Genomic DNA, 15519 nt, shown 5'->3' with positions numbered 1-15519 from the left:
GCCATGACCCAGCAGATGCCTTCCACCTCCACGCAACTCGACTGCGCCTGGCTGCTGTCCGAGCCGGGCGTTACCTCGCCGCAGCCCGACATGCGCATCGCTATCGGCGGCGACGGACGCATCGAAGCGATGGTGCCGACGGATCAGCCCGCAGGCGGGCCGCGCCGGCTGGCGCTGCCCGCCCTCTCGAACGCGCACGACCATGGCCGTACCTTCCGCAGCGCCACCCTGGGTGCCTACGACAAGCCGCTGGGAAGCTGGATCCCGTTCCTGGGCGTGGTGCCGGGCATGGACCCGTACCTGTGCGCCGCCACCTCCTTCGCGCGCTCGGTGCGCCACGGCGTTGCCAATCTCATGGTGCACTACACGCGCGTGCAAGGCGGCATGCCCTTCGTCGACGAGGCGCGGGCGGTGGCGCGAGCGGCGCGCGACGTCGGCGTGCGCATCGGCTTGGCCGTGGCCATGCGCGATCGCAACGGCATTGCCTATGAAGATGACGCGGCGGTGCTGCGCGCATTGCGCCCGGGCATTCGCGACGCAGTGGCCGGACGCCTGTCCGCCAAGGCCGTGGCACCGGCGCAGCAGATCCGGCAGGTGGACGAGGTGGCCCAGATGCTGGAGGAAGAAGGCCTTGCCGGCCAGGTGACTGCGCAGTACGGCCCGGCCGCGGTGCAGTGGTGCAGCACGCCGCTGCTGGAGGCCATTGCGCTGGCCTCGGCCGACACGGGCCGGCCGGTGCACATGCATTGCCTGGAGACGCCCTACCAGCGTGCCTGGGCCGACCGCCACCATCCCGAGGGCATGCTGCGCTTCCTGGACCGGATCGGACTGCTCAGCCCGCGCCTCACGCTCGCGCATTGCACCCACGCCCGGCCCGAGGAACTGGCCCTGCTGGCCGAGCGCGGCGTGACCATTGCCGTCAACACCAGCTCCAACCTGTACCTCAAGTCGGGCATCGCGCCGGTGGCCGAGATGCTGCGACAGGGCTGCCGCGTCGCCATGGGCCTGGACGGCACCGGCATCGACGAGGACGACGATGCGCTGCGGGAAATGCGCCTGGCCTACATGCTGCACCGGGGCTGGGGCTTCGACACCACCATGACGCGGAAGCAGCTGTGGGACTTTGCCGGCCGCCATGGCGCGCGCAGCGTGAGCGGCGCAGGCGCCATCGCCACCGGCCGCCTGGCGCCCGGCGAGCCGGCCGACCTGGTGCTGCTCGATTGGGAGCGGCTCGACGACGATGCGATCTTCGCCGACGTGGACCCGATGGACCTGCTGCTGGCGCGTGCCAACGGCACTCACATCGACAAGGTGCTGGTGGGCGGCCGGACGGTGGTGGAAGGCGGGCGCGTCACCGGCATCGACGAGCCGCAGTTGCGCGCCGAGCTGGTCGCCCGCGCCCTCGCCGCACTGGCGGCGGACGGTGCCCACGGCCAGTGGCTCCAGACACTGCGCGCACTCGCGCAGGACCTGGCCCCCTTCTACAGCGAAGGGCCGCTGGGCTGCTGCAGCTAGAGCGTGAACTCGTAATCCACCGTGATCGGCGCGTGGTCGCTGAAGCGCACGGTCCTGTAGATCTCTTCGCTGCGCGCCAGCTGGGCGATGGCCGGGGTCGCCAGGTGGTAGTCCAGCCGCCAGCCCACGTTCTTGGCGCGCGCCTGGCCGCGATTGCTCCACCAGGTGTAGCAGTCGTCGGTGGTGTCGGGTTTGAGCAGGCGGTACACGTCCACCAGGCCCGCGCCTTCGGCGCCGATGTCCAGCAGGCGGGTCATCCAGGCGCGCTCCTCGGGCAGGAAGCCGCTGTTCTTCAGGTTGCCCTTCCAGTTCTTAAGGTCGGCTTCCTTGTGCGCGATGTTGATGTCGCCGCACAGCACGAACTCGCGCTCCTTCTTGAGCTGGACCAGGTGCGGAAAGAAGCCGGCCAGGAAGCGGAACTTGGCCGCCTGGCGCTCCTCGCCCGACGAGCCGCTGGGGAAGTAGCAGCTGATCACCGAGAACTTGCGCTTTGGCGTGTCGAAGCGCAGCTCCAGATAGCGGCCTTCGGCGTCGAATTCCTTGTCGCCCCAGCCCACCACCACGTCGCTGGGGGCATGCTTGGTGTAGACGGCCGTGCCGGCGTAGCCTTTCTTCTCGGCGAAGTGGAAGTGACCCTTGAGGCCGGCCATCTCCTCGAAACGGCCCTCGATGTCGCTGGCCTGGACGCGGATTTCCTGCATGCAAATACAATCCGGCGCCAGTTGCGCCACCCAGTCGGCGACGCCCTTGGTGGTGGCCGAACGCAAGCCGTTGAGGTTGAGGCTGGTGAGTTTGAACAAGGAAGGATTCCCGATGGCTTCAGAGGTGGTGGTGGGTCAGGACAAGACCGGCGAAGGCGAGCTTGCCCAGCAATTCGTGCAGTTCGCGCTGGATTCGGGGGTGCTGCGCTTCGGCCAGTTCAAGACTAAGGCGGGCCGCATGAGCCCCTATTTCTTCAATGCCGGCCTGTTCGACGACGGCGCCAAGATGGCACGGCTGGCGGAATTCTATGCAGACCGGCTGATCGCCAGCGGCCTGGAGTTCGACATGATCTTCGGGCCCGCCTACAAGGGCATTCCGCTGGGCGCGACGGTGGCCACCGAGCTGGCGCGGCGCGGACGCAACATTCCTTTTGCCTACAACCGCAAGGAAGCCAAGGATCACGGCGAAGGCGGCACCCTGGTCGGCGCGCCGCTCAAGGGCCGGGTGCTCATCGTCGACGACGTGATGTCCGCCGGCACCGCCGTCAGGGAGTCGATTGCCGCCATTCGCGCGGCCGGCGCTACGCCGCATGCGGTGGCCATCGCGCTCGACCGGCAGGAAAAAGCGACGGAAAACGGCGTGGACGTGGACCACAGCGCTGTGCAGTACGTCCGCAATCAGCTGGGCATGCAGGTTGTTTCGATTGCCTCGCTGGGCGACTTGCTTCAGTATCTGAGCACCCAGGCCGACAACGGCCTGGACGAGCACAAGCAGGCTGTGCTGGCATACCGGGCCCGCTACGGGGCGGCCTGAGGCCTGCAGCAGCGCTTGTCGTCCCTTCATACTCTTGTTGTTCTCCGACCGAGGTGTTGCCGGTGCGCCAGTTCGCCTTTTCTGCCATTGCCGCCAGCCTTGCGCTGCTGATGACCTGCACGGCGCAAGCACAGCCGCAGCGCGGTGACGCTGCCGCCGGTGGCGCGGGTATCTACTCCTGTGTCGACTCCCGCGGGCGCACCATCACCGCTGACCGTCCGATTGCCGACTGCAGCGACCGCGAACAGCGCGAACTCAACCCCAGCGGCACCGTCAAGCGCAAGGTCGACCCGACGCTGACGGCCCGCGAGCAGGCCGAGCGCGAAGAGAAAGACCGCCTGGCCCAGCAGGCGCAGTTGCGTGCGCAGGAAGAGCGCCGCCGCGAGCGTGCCCTGCTCATCCGCTACCCCACGCCGGCCGCGCACGACCGCGAGCGTGCCGACGCGCTGGCGCAGATCGATGTGGTGATCCAGGCCGCCCGCAAGCGCGTGGGCGAGCTGGCGCTGGACCGCAAGAAGGTGGACGAGGAGCTGGAGTTCTACAGCCGCGACATCAGCCGCGCGCCGGCCTCGCTCAAGCGCGAGCTGGACGACATCCAGCAAAGCACGGCGGTGCAGAACCGCTTCATCGCCGACCAGGAAGACGAGAAGCGGCGGGTGAACGCCCGCTTCGACGACGAGCGCGTCCGCCTGTCCAAGCTGTGGCCACCGCAGCCTGCGGCAGCCGCCGGCGTCACCCCAACCGGGACTTCAGCAAAGCGTTGACCTGGGCCGGGTTGGCCTTGCCGGCACTGGCCTTCATCACCTGGCCGACCAGGGCGTTGAAAGCCTTGTCCTTGCCGGCGCGGTATTCGTCGATGTTCTTCTGGTTCTTGGCCAGCACGTCATCGACGATCTTCTCCAGCGCACCGGTGTCGTTCATCTGCTTGAGGCCCTTGGCCTCGATGACGGCGTCCACGTCCTGGCCTTCGCCGGTCCACAGGGCCTCGAATACCTGGCGCGCGGCGTTGTTGGACACGGTGCCGTCACCGATGCGGGCAATCAACTGGGCCAGCTGCTTCGCGCTCACCGGGGCGGCCTCGATGCCGATTTCCTGCGCGTTCAGCCGGCGCGCGATCTCGCCGGTGATCCAGTTGCTCGCCAGCTTGGGCGCGGCGCCGGCGGCCACGGCCTCGTCGAAGTAGCGGGCCAGCGCCAGGCTCGAGGTGAGCTGCGTCGCGTCGTAGGCCGACAGGCCGTGTGCCTGCTGGTAGCGCTCGGCCATGGCGCGCGGCAGCTCGGGCATGGCGCCCTTCACGCGCTCGATCCACTCGGCCGAGATGGCCAGCGGCGGCAGGTCCGGGTCGGAGAAGTAGCGGTAGTCGGCCGCGTCTTCCTTGGTGCGCATGGCACGCGTCTCGCCGGTGTCCGGGTCGAACAGCACCGTGGCCTGCTCGATGGCGTGGCCGTCTTCCAGCTGCTCGATCTGCCAGCGGATCTCGTAGTCGATCGCCTGCTGCATGAAGCGGAAGCTGTTGAGGTTCTTGATCTCGCGGCGCGTGCCCAGCGGCTGGCCCGGCTTGCGCACCGAGACGTTGGCGTCGCAGCGGAAGGAGCCTTCCTGCATGTTGCCGTCGCAGATGCCGATCCACGTCACGATCTTGTGCAGCTCCTTGGCATAGGCCACGGCCTCGGCGGTGGAGCGCATGTCGGGCTCGGTCACGATCTCCAGGAGCGGCGTGCCGGCGCGGTTCAGGTCGATGCCCGACTGGCCGACGAAGTTCTCGTGCAGCGACTTGCCCGCGTCTTCTTCCAGGTGCGCGCGCACCAGGCGCACGGTTTTGAACTCTTCGCCCAGGTAGAAGCTCACCGTGCCGCCTTGCACCACCGGGATCTCGTACTGGCTGATCTGGTAGCCCTTGGGCAGGTCGGGGTAGAAGTAGTTCTTGCGCGCAAAGACGCTGCGCGGGGCGATGTGGGAGCCCAGCGCCAGGCCGAGCTGGATGGCGCGCTCCACGGCGCCCTTGTTCATCACCGGCAGTGTGCCGGGCAGGGCCAGGTCCACGGCGCAGGCCTGCGTGTTGGGCTCGGCGCCGAAGGCCGTGGCTGCGCGGCTGAAGATCTTGCTGGCGGTGGACAACTGGGCGTGGGTCTCGAAGCCGATGATGACTTCATAGCCCTGCACCAGCGGGCCGGTCGGACGGCCCTGTTGCTGTGCCTCGAAGGTGTTCACTTGTTCGTTGCTCATGTCAGAAGCCCTCCGGCGTGCGCGTGTGCCAGTCCGTGGCCTGCTGGAAGCGGTGCGCGGCATTGAGCAGCTTCGCTTCGTTGAAGTAGTTGCCGATCAGTTGCAGGCCGACGGGCATGTGGCCATCAAAACCGGCGGGGAGGCTCATGCCAGGGAGGCCGGCCAGCGAGCCGGGCAGGGTGAAGATGTCCGCCAGGTAGTCGGCCACCGGGTCGTCGCCGTGCTCGCCGATCTTCCAGGCCACGGTGGGCGCGGCCGGGCCGGCGATCACGTCGCAGTCCTTGAAGGCGTTCTGGAAGTCGTCGGCGATCATGCGGCGCACCTTCTGCGCCTGCAGGTAGTAGGCGTCGTAGTAGCCATGGCTCAGCACATAGGTGCCGATCATGATGCGGCGCTTGACCTCGTCGCCGAAGCCCTCTTCGCGCGTCTTCTTGTACATGTCGGCCAGGTCGGTGTAGTGCTTGGCGCGGTGGCCGAACTTGACGCCGTCGAAGCGGCTCAGGTTGCTGGACGCTTCGGCCGCGGCCAGGATGTAGTACACCGGAATGGACAGCTCGGTACGCGGCAGCGACACCACCACGCGCTTGGCGCCCAGCTTCTCGTACTCGGCCAGGGCCGATTCGACGGCGGCGCGCACGCCGGGCGCCACGCCCCCATTGCCGGACTCCAGGAATTCCTTGGGCACGCCGATGCGCAGGCCATCGAGCGAGTCGTTCAGCGAGCGCGCGTAGTCTTCGGCCGGGCGGTCGAGCGAGGTGGAGTCGCGGTCCGGGTCGGGGCCGCACAGGGTGCTCAGCAGCAGCGCGCAGTCCTCGGCGCTGCGGGCCATCGGGCCGGCCTGGTCGAGGCTGGAGGCAAAGGCCACCATGCCGTAGCGCGAGGCCCGGCCGTAGGTGGGCTTGATGCCGGTGATGCCGCAGAAGGAGGCCGGCTGCCGGATCGAGCCGCCGGTGTCGGTGCCGGTGGCCGCGGGCGCGAGGCGGGCTGCCACCGCGGCGGCGCTGCCGCCGGACGAGCCGCCGGGAATGCGCTCCGGGTCCCAGGGGTTGCGCACCGGCACGGCCTTGTCGTGGCCCACGGCCGGCACGGCCACGTTCTCGTTGGCCGAGCCCATGGCGAACTCGTCGCAGCTGAGTTTGCCCAGCGTCACCACGCCGGCCTCGGCCAGCTTGCGCACCACGGTCGCGTCGAAGGGCGACTGGTAGCCCGCCAGGATGCGCGAACCCGCCGTGGTGGGGAAGTCGGTCGTGACGAAGATGTCCTTGTGGGCAATGGGCACGCCGGCCAATGCGCCGGCGTTGCTTGCGGCGATCTTCTCGTCGGCGGCGCGGGCCTGCGCCAGGGTGGCGTCTTCATTGAGGGCCACGAAGGCGCCCAGCTCGGGATGCGATTTCACCCGGGCCAGGAAATGCTGGGCCGTCTCGACGGCCGACACCTTGCGCTCGGCCAGGGCCTTGGCGAGCTGGGTGACACCCAACTGGTGGAGGTCTTTCTTGCTGATGTCGCTCATCACTCGATCACCTTGGGCACGAGGAACAGGCCGGCTTCCACCGCCGGTGCGCTCTTCTGGTTGGCTTCGCGGTTGTTGGGCTCGGTGACCACGTCGTCGGCCAGGCGCAGGGTCACGTCCTGCACGGCCGCGACAGGATGGGCCAGGGGCTCGACGCCGGTGGTGTCGACGGCGCGCATGCGCTCGACCAGGCCGAAGAAGCCGTTGATCTGAGTGAGCATGCGCTCGCTTTCGCCGGTGCTCAGGTCGAGCCGGGCGAGCGACGCGATGCGCGCGATATCGGATGAGGACAGGGACATCGTAGAAAAGGCCGGAAAAACCGGCGTAAAACACGGCCCGGCAGGGGGCCGCGGACGCTGGACTCAGAGGGGATTCGGGTATTATCCCGCCTTTGCCGCAACGCCCGCGAACGCGTCGGCTTTTGCTGCAAAAGCGTTCAATTCATCCCCTTCAAAACGAAAAATGGGCGACGACATGCCGAAGCGCATGCGTGTCCCAGAGGATCCTGCACATGTTCGGAGCTTTCCGTCGGTATCTTTCCACCGACCTTGCCATCGACCTCGGAACTGCCAACACCCTGATCTTTGCCCGCAACAAGGGCATCGTGCTGGACGAGCCTTCGGTGGTCGCCATCCGTCATGAAGGCGGTCCGCACGGCAAGAAGGTGATCCAGGCCGTGGGCCGCGAGGCCAAGGCCATGCTGGGCAAGGTGCCCGGCAACATCGAGGCCATCCGCCCGATGAAAGACGGCGTCATTGCCGACTTCGTCATCACCGAGCAGATGATCAAGCAGTTCATCAAGATGGTTCACCCGCGCTCGCTGCTCACCCCCAGCCCGCGCATCATCATCTGCGTGCCCTGCGGCTCCACCCAGGTCGAGCGCCGCGCCATCAAGGACGCGGCCGAGGCCGCCGGCGCCACCTCGGTCTACCTCATCGAGGAGCCCATGGCCGCCGCGCTGGGCGCCGGCCTGCCGGTGTCCGAAGCTTCCGGCTCCATGGTGGTCGATATCGGCGGCGGCACCACCGAAGTGGGCGTCATCTCGCTGGGCGGCATGGTCTACAAGGGGTCCGTGCGCGTGGGCGGCGACCGCTTCGACGAAGCCATCATCAACTACATCCGCCGCAACTACGGCATGCTCATCGGCGAGCCGACGGCGGAAGTCATCAAGAAGAGCATCGGCTCGGCCTTCCCCGGCTCCGAGGTGAAGGAAATGGAAGTCAAGGGCCGCAACCTGTCCGAAGGCGTGCCGCGCAGCTTCACCATCAGCTCCAACGAAGTGCTGGAAGCGCTCACCGAGCCGCTCAACAACATCGTCTCCTCGGTCAAGAACGCGCTGGAACAAACGCCGCCCGAACTCGGCGCCGACATTGCCGAGCGCGGCATGATGCTCACCGGCGGCGGCGCGCTGCTGCGCGACCTGGACCGCCTGCTGGCGGAGGAAACCGGCCTGCCGGTGCTGGTGGCCGAAGACCCGCTGACCTGCGTGGTGCGCGGCTGCGGCATTGCGCTGGAGCGCATGGACCGGCTGGGCAGCATCTTCACGAGCGAGTGACGCTCCCCCCCAGCCTTGCCCACTTCGTGTGGCTTCTGCACCCCCTCAGGGGGCAACACCTGCGGCCCGGCAAAGCCGGTTCCGCGGTGTTTCCCGACTCGGGTGGTGCGTGATTTAAGGCTTCGGGTCTCTCCCTCAACCATCTCGCTCGTGGCATAAACAGGCATGCCGCTCGGCACTCTTGATCGAACCGCACCGCCCCTGTTCAACCAGGGGCCGTCGGCGCTTTCCAAGCTGATCCTGTTCAGTGCGCTGGCCATCTTCCTCATGGTGGCGGATGCGCGCTTTCATCTTGTCCAGCCGATCCGCAGCGTGGTCGGCACCGTTCTCTATCCGGTGCAGTGGCTGGCCCTGAAGCCGGTGCAGATGGTGCTGGGCGGCAGCAAGTACTTCGACGACCTGCAGACTGCGCAGCGGCGCGAGGAAGAGGCGCGCAAGGCGCTGGCCAGCCAGGCCGAGCGCGCGAGCCAGGCCGACGCCATGGCGCAGGACAACGCCCGCCTGCGGGCCCTGCTCGAGTTGCGCCAGACCACCCTCACGCCGGGCCGTGCGGCCGAGGTGCTGTACGACGCGGCCGACCCCTACAGCCGCAAGATCATCATCGACCAGGGGCAGACGCAGGGGATCGTTCCAGGCTCGCCGGTGATCGACGCGGACGGGGTGCTGGGGCAGGTGACGCTGGTCAACGCCTTCACCAGCGAGGTGACGCTGGTGATCGACCGCGACCTGTCCATTCCCGTCCAGAACACCCGCACCGGCGCGCGCAGCGTAGCCTTCGGCGATGCGACGGCGCACGGCGCCGGCATGGAACTGCGCTTCATGGGCGCCAACGCAGACCTGCGCGAAGGCGACCTGCTGGCCACCAGCGGCGTGGACGGTGTCTATCCCGCCGGCGTGCCGGTGGCCCGCATCGACCGCATCGAGCGGCGTGCCGATTCGGCCTTTGCCCGCATCTACTGCATGCCGCTGGCCACGGTGTCGGGTGCGCGCTATGTGCTGGTGCTGGCGCCGGTGGGGCAGCAGGCGCTGCGGCCCGCACCGCTGTCCGGCGATCCGCTGGCCGTGAGCAAGAAGAAGGAAAAGGACAAGGAGAAGTCGGACAAGGCCAAGGGCAAGGGCAAGGCAGAAAAGCCGACCGACAAACTCTCGGACAAGCCGGCCGACAAGGCGCCCGAGGCGGCCGCGCCAAAGCCCGCGACCCAGGCCGCGCCGCAAAAGCCCGGCGCGCAGCAGCAATCGGCGCCCAAGCCGGGTGCCGCGGCGGCAAACAAGCCCGAAGGGAGGTCGCCATGATCATGCGCCCCGGCCAGCAGCAGCTGCTGCTGCCGCTCAACCCCGGCTTCATGTGGGCCAGCCTGTTCGTGGCGATGCTGCTCAACATGCTGCCGCTGGGCCGCATCGCCTGGATGCCCGACCTGCTGGCGCTGGTCATCGTGTTCTGGGGCGTGCACCAGCCGGCGCGGGTGAGCATCGGCATTGCCTTCATGTTCGGCCTGGCCATGGACGTGCAGCAGTCGGCGCTGCTGGGCCAGCATGCGCTGTCCTACACCACGCTGGGCTTCATGGCGACCATGATCCACCGGCGGCTGCTCTGGTACCCCCTGTTTTCGCAGGCGCTGCAGGTGCTGCCGCTGTTTGCGCTGTCGCATCTGATCGAGTTGGGGCTGCGGCTGATCGGCGGCGGGGTGTTTCCCGGCTGGTCGGTGCTGCTGGCGCCGCTGATCGAGACGGCGCTGTGGCCCTTCGCGACCATCCTGCTGCTGGCGCCGCAGCGGCGCGCGCCCGAGCCGGACGCCAACCGGCCCTTGTGAAACTCCGCGCCCGTTCCTAAGCTCACAAGGCCATGACCGAGATCCGCAACGTCGCTGCCGACCTGGCGCGCTTTCGCCGGCGCGTGGTCGTGATCGCCTTGGCGGTTCTGTTCGCCTTCGGCCTGCTGGCTGCGCGACTGGTGTTTTTGCAGGTGGTGCGCCACGAGGACCTGGCCGAGCAGGCCGAAAGCAACCGCACGGCCATCGTGCCGGTGGTGCCCAACCGCGGGCTCATCCTCGACCGCAACGGCATCGTGCTGGCTTCCAACTACTCGGCCTACACGCTGGAGATCACGCCTTCGAAGGCGGGCGACGTGGAGGAGACCATCGACGGGCTGTCCGAGGTGGTCGACATCACCCCGCGCGACCGCCGCCGCTTCAAGCGCCTGCGGGAGGACTCGCGCAGCTTCGACTCGGTGCCGATCCGCACGCGCCTGACGGACGAGGAGGTGGCACGCTTCGCTGCCCAGCGCTATCGCTTTCCTGGCGTCGAGATCAAGGCGCGCCTGTTCCGCAACTACCCCAACGGCGAAACGGCCAGCCACGTGCTGGGCTACATCGGCCGCATCAACCAGCGCGAAAAAGAGGCGATGGAAGACTGGGAGGACGAGGACCAGGCCAACTACAAGGGCACCGACTACATCGGCAAGCTCGGCGTGGAGCAGAGCTACGAGAGGCCGCTGCACGGCCACACCGGCGTGGAGCAGATGGAGACCTCCGCAGGCGGACGCGCGGTGCGCCGGCTGGCCAGCCATCCGGCCACACCGGGCGATACGGTGATGCTGGCCGTGGACATCAAGCTGCAGAAGCTCATCGAGGACATGTACGGCGACCGGCGCGGCGCGGTGGTGGCCATCGACCCCAAGACCGGCGAGGTGCTGGCCTTCGTGAGCAAGCCGACCTTCGACCCCAACCTGTTCGTGGAAGGCATCGACTCCGAGAGCTGGAAGGAACTGTCGGAGTCCATCGACAAGCCGCTGCTCAACCGCGCGCTGCGCGGCACCTATCCGCCCGGCTCCACCTACAAGCCCTTCATGGCGCTGGCGGCACTGCAGACCGGCAAGCGCGCGGCCAACGTGTCGGTGCTGGATCCGGGCTACTTCAATTTCGGCGGCCACCGCTTCGGCAGCCCCGAGGGCTACCTGGGCAACGTCGACATGCGCCGCTCGATCCAGGTGTCGAGCAACATCTACTACTACTCGCTGGCCAACGAAATGGGCGTGGACATGATCCACGACCAGATGAAGCCGCTGGGCTTCGGCCAGATCACCGGCATCGACATCGGCGGCGAGGTCCGCGGCGTGCTGCCCAGCACCGAATGGAAGCGCAACGCCTACAAGCGCCCGGAAATGAAGAAGTGGTATGCCGGCGAAACCATCTCGCTGGGCATCGGCCAGGGCTACAACAGCTTCACCATGCTGCAGCTGGCGCAGGCCACCAGCATCGTGGCGTCCGGCGGCATCAAGCATCGCCCCCACCTGGTGCTGGCCACGCGCGATACCGTGACCGGCGAGACCACGCCGCTGCCGCAGCCGCCTGGCGAGAACCTGGGCCTCAAGCCAGCCAACATCGCCGTCATTCGCGAAGGCCTGGCCAGCGTGGTCACCGGCGGCACTGCGCGCGGCGTGTTCGCCGGCGCCGGCTATGCGGCCGCGGGCAAGACCGGCACGGCGCAGGCCGTGGGCATGGCGCCCAACGCCAAGTACAACGCCAAGGCGCTCGAGGAGCACCAGCGCGACCACGCCCTGTTCATGGCCTTCGCGCCGGTGAATGACCCGAAGATCGCGGTGGCCGTCATCGTCGAGAACGCCGGCTGGGGCGCCGGCGCCGCGGCACCGATCGCGCGGCGCATCTTCGACTACTGGCTGCTCGACCAATACCCGAGCGAAGCCGACATGGCCGCCATCCGCCAGGGCAAGGCCACCGCCCCCATCGGCAAGCCGCGCGTGGCCAGCGAAGTTGCTTGGCCGGCGCCCGCGAGCCCCACTGCCGCGCCCTGAGGCGCTGAACCGGCTACTTGAAGAAGGCGTCGTGCGCCGTCTTGAGGATCAGCGCGCTGACGACCGCCATGAACACCTTGCGCACGAACCCGGCCCCGTGCTTGAGCGCCACGCGCGCGCCCAGCAGGCTGCCGGTGACGTTGGCCAGCGCCATCACCAGGCCGTAGTGCCACCACACATGGCCCTTCATGGCCAGCAGCAGCAGGCCGCCGAGATTGGTGGTGGTGTTGAGCAGCTTGGCCGAGGCCGAGGCGTTGAGAAAGTCGTAGCCCAGCACCCGCACCATGGCAAAGATGAAGAAGCTGCCGGTGCCGGGGCCGAAGAAGCCGTCGTACATGCCGATGACGAAGCCGACCGCGCACATCACCGCCAGCTCGGCGCGCGCCGCGAAATTGGGCGCGTGGTGCCGGCCCAGGTCCTTGCGCGCCAGCGTGTAGAGCAGCAGCCCCAGCAGGATGAAGGGCAGCAGCTTGCGCAGGAAGTCGCCCGGCACCAGGGTAAGCAGCCAGGCGCCGGTGAGTGCGCCGGCAAAGGCGCAGCCGGCGGCCGGCAGCAGGGCATGCCAGCGCATGTGCACGCGCCGGCTGAACTGCACCGTGGCAGCCGCCGTGCCCCAGACCGAGGCGCTCTTGTTGGTGCCGAACAGCGTCGCAGCCGGTGCACCGGGAAAGACCGAGAACAGGGCGGGGACCAGGATCAGTCCGCCACCGCCGACGATCGAATCCACGAAGCCGGCGAACAGCGAGGCGAGGGTGATGACGAGCCATTCCATAAGGGGCGGCATTGTCCCATCGCGGCTGCTATGGATTTGATAGCGCGCGAGCCGGACGCACAAAAGCGGGAAGACAAAAGAAAAGGCGCCGACCAGCGGCGCCTTGATCAAAAAAATAGCATCTCGTGTCGGATGCCTTGTCGTGTTCGTTTTGTGGTTACCGAATTTGTCTCCTCGGCCCCCGCGCTGCGGGAGGGCCCCGGCTGCGAGTGCATGGATTGTGAATCAATGCACTCGCCAGGTGCATCAGGATTAACCCGCCTCATGCACCATCGTGGTAGCGCTGTCGTGGCGCACCCAGGCCGCGGCCTTCTCCGCAATCATCAGGGTGGGGCTGTTGGTGTTGCCGCTGGTGATGGTGGGCATGGCGCCAGCGTCCACTACCCGCAGGCCGGCGATGCGGCCGCCCTGGCCGTCGCGCACCCGCAGGCGCGAGTCGAGCACTGCCATCGGGTCGTGGTCAGCGCCCATCTTGGTGGTGCCCACGGGGTGGAAGATGGTGGTGGCGATGTCGCCTGCCAGGCGGGCCAGTTCCTCGTCGCTCTGGTACTGCACGCCTGGCTTCCATTCGGTGGGCTTGAACGGGGCCAGGGCGGGCTGGGCCACGATGTTGCGGGTGACGCGCAGCGAATCGGCCGCCACCTTGCGGTCTTCGTCGGTGCTCAGGTAGTTGGGCGCGATGGCCGGCGCGTCTGCAAAGCGGGGACTCCTGATGCGGACCGTGCCGCGGCTGGTCGGGTTGAGGTTGCACACGCTGGCCGTGAAGGCCGGAAAGCTGTGCAGCGGCTCGCCGAAGGCATCCAGCGACAGCGGCTGCACGTGGTATTGCAGGTTGGGCCATTCGAGCTCGGGCGAGCTCTTGGTGAAGGCGCCCAGCTGGGACGGTGCCATGCTCATCGGCCCGCTGCGCTTCCATGCGTACTCCAGGCCGATGCGCGCCTTGCCGAACAGGGATGACGCCAGCACGTTGAGCGTGGGCGCCCCTTCGATCTTGAACACCGCGCGGATCTGGAGATGGTCCTGCAGGTTGGCGCCCACGCCGGGCAGGTCGGCCTGCACCTCGATGCCGTGCGCGCGCAGCAGTTCGCCCGGGCCGACGCCCGAGAGCTGCAGGATCTGCGGCGAGCCGATGCTGCCGGCGCACAGCAGCACTTCGCGCGTGGCCCGCGCATGCACCATCTGGTGGCCGTCCCACACCTGCGCGCCGGTGCAGCGCAGGCTGCCGTCTTCCTGGCGTTCGATGTCCAGCTTGCACACCTGTGCGCTGGTCCACATCTCGAAATTCGGCCGGCCGTAGCAGGTGGGCCGCAGGAAGGCCTTGGCACTGTTCCAGCGCCAGCCGTCCTTCTGGTTGACCTGGAAATAGCCCACGCCTTCGTTGTTGCCGCGGTTGAAGTCGCTGGAATGCGGCACGCCCGCCTGCTGCGCCGCCTGCGCGAAGGCATCGAGGATGTCCCAGCGCAGCCGCTGCTTTTCCACGCGCCACTCACCGCCGGCGCCATGCAATTCGTCGGCACCGAGGTAATGGTCTTCGTGCTGCTTGAACGCGGGCAGCACCTCGTTCCAGCGCCAGGCGTCGTCGCCCGTCAGCCGCGCCCACTGCTCGTAGTCGCGCGACTGGCCGCGCATGTAGATCATCCCGTTGATGCTCGAGCACCCGCCCAGCGTCTTGCCGCGCGGATAGCGCAGCGACCGCCCGTTCAGCCCCGCATCCGGCTCCGTGTTGTAGAGCCAGTCCGTTCTCGGATTGCCGATGCAGTAGAGGTACCCCACCGGAATGTGGATCCAGTGGTAATCGTCCTTGCGCCCCGCCTCGATCAACAGCACCCGTTTGTCCTTGTCGGCCGACAGCCGATTGGCCATCAAGGCCCCGGCCGTGCCGCCGCCGATGACGATGTAGTCGAAGGTCGTGTCGGTCACGACGCTCTCCCCCAGCCTCGCCCACTTCGTGTGGCTCTGGCACCCCCTCTCCGGGGGCAGCCCCGGCGGCCCGGCGAAGCCGGTTCCGCGGGACTCCTGGCCTTGAAAGGCAGAGCAATCATTTGGCCGTGGGCATCGCGAACTCGGCCCCCTTCGCAATGCTCTCCGGCCAGCGCTGCATCACGCTCTTTTGCTTGGTGTAGAAGCGCACGCCCTCTTCGCCGTACGCATGCATGTCCCCGAACAGCGAGCGCTTCCAGCCCCCGAAGCCATGCCAGGCCATGGGCACCGGAATGGGCACGTTGATGCCCACCATGCCCACCTGGATGCGCCGCGCAAACTCGCGCGCCACATTGCCGTCGCGCGTGAAGCAGGAGACCCCGTTGCCGAACTCGTGCGCGTTGATCAGCGCCACCGCTTCCTTCAAGTCATGCACCCGCACGCACGAGAGCACCGGCCCGAAGATCTCTTCCTTGTAGATGCGCATGTCCGGCGTCACATGGTCGAAGAGCGTGCCGCCCATCCAGAAGCCGTCCGCGCAGCCCGGCCCCGCCTGCTTGCCGTCGAAGCCGCGCCCGTCCACCAGCAGCTGGGCGCCTTCCTTGACGCCCTGCTCGATGTAGCCGCTGATGCGCTCGTGCGCCGCGCGGGTGACGATCGGGCCCATCTCGGCCGCCAGGTTCTCCCCGTCGAGC

Annotated in this window: 14 protein-coding genes; 7 read left to right on the top strand and 7 right to left on the bottom strand. The window is 67.9% G+C overall.

Annotated features, from left to right (window positions below):
• Window positions 1-3: 3 nt before the first annotated feature.
• On the top strand, window positions 4-1515 hold the full coding sequence (locus VSO01S_RS13070) for an amidohydrolase family protein (protein ID WP_245684198.1): 1512 nt from the start codon (window positions 4-6) through the stop codon (window positions 1513-1515).
• Here VSO01S_RS13070 and VSO01S_RS13065 read toward each other — a convergent pair.
• On the bottom strand, window positions 1512-2315 hold the full coding sequence (locus VSO01S_RS13065; RefSeq protein ID WP_068643039.1) for an exodeoxyribonuclease III: 804 nt from the start codon (window positions 2313-2315) through the stop codon (window positions 1512-1514). The two genes, VSO01S_RS13070 and VSO01S_RS13065, sit on opposite strands and share 4 nt — an antisense overlap.
• Window positions 2316-2328: 13 nt before the next feature.
• Between VSO01S_RS13065 and pyrE the strand changes: the two genes are divergently transcribed.
• Together pyrE and VSO01S_RS13055 are read left to right on the top strand one after the other, a co-directional pair.
• Window positions 2329-3030: an orotate phosphoribosyltransferase gene (gene pyrE, locus VSO01S_RS13060; RefSeq protein ID WP_068643037.1), complete on the top strand. Its 702-nt coding sequence runs from the start codon at window positions 2329-2331 to the stop codon at window positions 3028-3030.
• 110 nt (window positions 3031-3140) lie between these two features.
• The gene (locus tag VSO01S_RS13055; RefSeq protein ID WP_245684199.1) at window positions 3141-3794 is read left to right on the top strand and encodes a DUF4124 domain-containing protein; all 654 of its coding nucleotides are present in this window, start codon (window positions 3141-3143) and stop codon (window positions 3792-3794) included.
• Here the strand turns inward: VSO01S_RS13055 and gatB are convergent.
• From gatB to gatC, 3 genes are read right to left on the bottom strand one after another with little or no spacing between them, the layout of a single operon-like run.
• Window positions 3763-5256 carry an Asp-tRNA(Asn)/Glu-tRNA(Gln) amidotransferase subunit GatB gene (gene gatB, locus VSO01S_RS13050; RefSeq protein WP_068643032.1) on the bottom strand — a complete coding sequence of 498 codons (1494 nt, stop codon included), beginning with the start codon at window positions 5254-5256 and terminating at the stop codon, window positions 3763-3765. The two genes, VSO01S_RS13055 and gatB, sit on opposite strands and share 32 nt — an antisense overlap.
• A gap of 1 nt (window position 5257) precedes the next feature.
• Window positions 5258-6766, bottom strand: coding sequence for an Asp-tRNA(Asn)/Glu-tRNA(Gln) amidotransferase subunit GatA (gatA, locus tag VSO01S_RS13045; RefSeq protein ID WP_068643030.1), 1509 nt, complete (start codon window positions 6764-6766; stop codon window positions 5258-5260).
• Window positions 6766-7065 carry an Asp-tRNA(Asn)/Glu-tRNA(Gln) amidotransferase subunit GatC gene (gene gatC / locus VSO01S_RS13040; RefSeq protein WP_068643028.1) on the bottom strand — a complete coding sequence of 100 codons (300 nt, stop codon included), beginning with the start codon at window positions 7063-7065 and terminating at the stop codon, window positions 6766-6768. The genes gatA and gatC overlap by 1 nt, the downstream gene beginning before the upstream one ends.
• 212 nt (window positions 7066-7277) lie before the next feature.
• Here gatC and VSO01S_RS13035 point away from each other — a divergent pair, with 212 nt between their 5' ends.
• From VSO01S_RS13035 to mrdA, 4 genes are all read left to right on the top strand, one after another.
• Window positions 7278-8321: a rod shape-determining protein gene (locus VSO01S_RS13035; protein WP_068643026.1), complete on the top strand. Its 1044-nt coding sequence runs from the start codon at window positions 7278-7280 to the stop codon at window positions 8319-8321.
• Window positions 8322-8486: 165 nt separating this feature from the next.
• Window positions 8487-9614 carry a rod shape-determining protein MreC gene (mreC, locus tag VSO01S_RS13030; RefSeq protein WP_084241850.1) on the top strand — a complete coding sequence of 376 codons (1128 nt, stop codon included), beginning with the start codon at window positions 8487-8489 and terminating at the stop codon, window positions 9612-9614.
• Window positions 9611-10132 carry a rod shape-determining protein MreD gene (gene mreD, locus VSO01S_RS13025; protein WP_068643024.1) on the top strand — a complete coding sequence of 174 codons (522 nt, stop codon included), beginning with the start codon at window positions 9611-9613 and terminating at the stop codon, window positions 10130-10132. Before mreC ends, mreD begins: the two co-directional genes overlap by 4 nt.
• Window positions 10133-10164: 32 nt before the next feature.
• Complete coding sequence (gene mrdA / locus VSO01S_RS13020; RefSeq protein WP_068643022.1) at window positions 10165-12132, top strand: penicillin-binding protein 2; 1968 nt, start codon at window positions 10165-10167, stop codon at window positions 12130-12132.
• Between the two features lie 13 nt (window positions 12133-12145).
• Here the strand turns inward: mrdA and VSO01S_RS13015 are convergent, their stop codons facing one another.
• The 3 genes from VSO01S_RS13015 to VSO01S_RS13005 all read right to left on the bottom strand — a co-directional run.
• Window positions 12146-12904: a sulfite exporter TauE/SafE family protein gene (locus VSO01S_RS13015; protein WP_068643020.1), complete on the bottom strand. Its 759-nt coding sequence runs from the start codon at window positions 12902-12904 to the stop codon at window positions 12146-12148.
• Window positions 12905-13156: 252 nt separating this feature from the next.
• The gene (locus tag VSO01S_RS13010; RefSeq protein WP_068643018.1) at window positions 13157-14824 is read right to left on the bottom strand and encodes a GMC family oxidoreductase; all 1668 of its coding nucleotides are present in this window, start codon (window positions 14822-14824) and stop codon (window positions 13157-13159) included.
• Window positions 14825-14942: 118 nt separating this feature from the next.
• On the bottom strand, window positions 14943-15519 hold a 577-nt coding region (locus VSO01S_RS13005), incomplete at its 5' end, for an aldehyde dehydrogenase family protein (RefSeq protein WP_153305256.1).

It is taken from the genome of Variovorax soli NBRC 106424 (assembly GCF_001591385.1).
Classification (GTDB): Bacteria; Pseudomonadota; Gammaproteobacteria; order Burkholderiales; family Burkholderiaceae_C; genus Variovorax; species Variovorax soli.
This window is presented reverse-complemented; position numbering and strand designations above follow the sequence as displayed.

Coding starts and splice junctions, on each gene's coding strand:
- VSO01S_RS13070 (WP_245684198.1), top strand. CDS start 4: ATGACCCAGCAGATGCCTTCCACCTCCACGCAACTCGACTGCGCCTGG.
- pyrE (WP_068643037.1), top strand. CDS start 2,329: ATGGCTTCAGAGGTGGTGGTGGGTCAGGACAAGACCGGCGAAGGCGAG.
- VSO01S_RS13055 (WP_245684199.1), top strand. CDS start 3,141: ATGACCTGCACGGCGCAAGCACAGCCGCAGCGCGGTGACGCTGCCGCC.
- gatB (WP_068643032.1), bottom strand. CDS start 5,256: ATGAGCAACGAACAAGTGAACACCTTCGAGGCACAGCAACAGGGCCGT.
- gatA (WP_068643030.1), bottom strand. CDS start 6,766: ATGAGCGACATCAGCAAGAAAGACCTCCACCAGTTGGGTGTCACCCAG.
- gatC (WP_068643028.1), bottom strand. CDS start 7,065: ATGTCCCTGTCCTCATCCGATATCGCGCGCATCGCGTCGCTCGCCCGG.
- VSO01S_RS13035 (WP_068643026.1), top strand. CDS start 7,278: ATGTTCGGAGCTTTCCGTCGGTATCTTTCCACCGACCTTGCCATCGAC.
- mreC (WP_084241850.1), top strand. CDS start 8,487: ATGCCGCTCGGCACTCTTGATCGAACCGCACCGCCCCTGTTCAACCAG.
- mreD (WP_068643024.1), top strand. CDS start 9,611: ATGATCATGCGCCCCGGCCAGCAGCAGCTGCTGCTGCCGCTCAACCCC.
- mrdA (WP_068643022.1), top strand. CDS start 10,165: ATGACCGAGATCCGCAACGTCGCTGCCGACCTGGCGCGCTTTCGCCGG.
- VSO01S_RS13015 (WP_068643020.1), bottom strand. CDS start 12,904: ATGGAATGGCTCGTCATCACCCTCGCCTCGCTGTTCGCCGGCTTCGTG.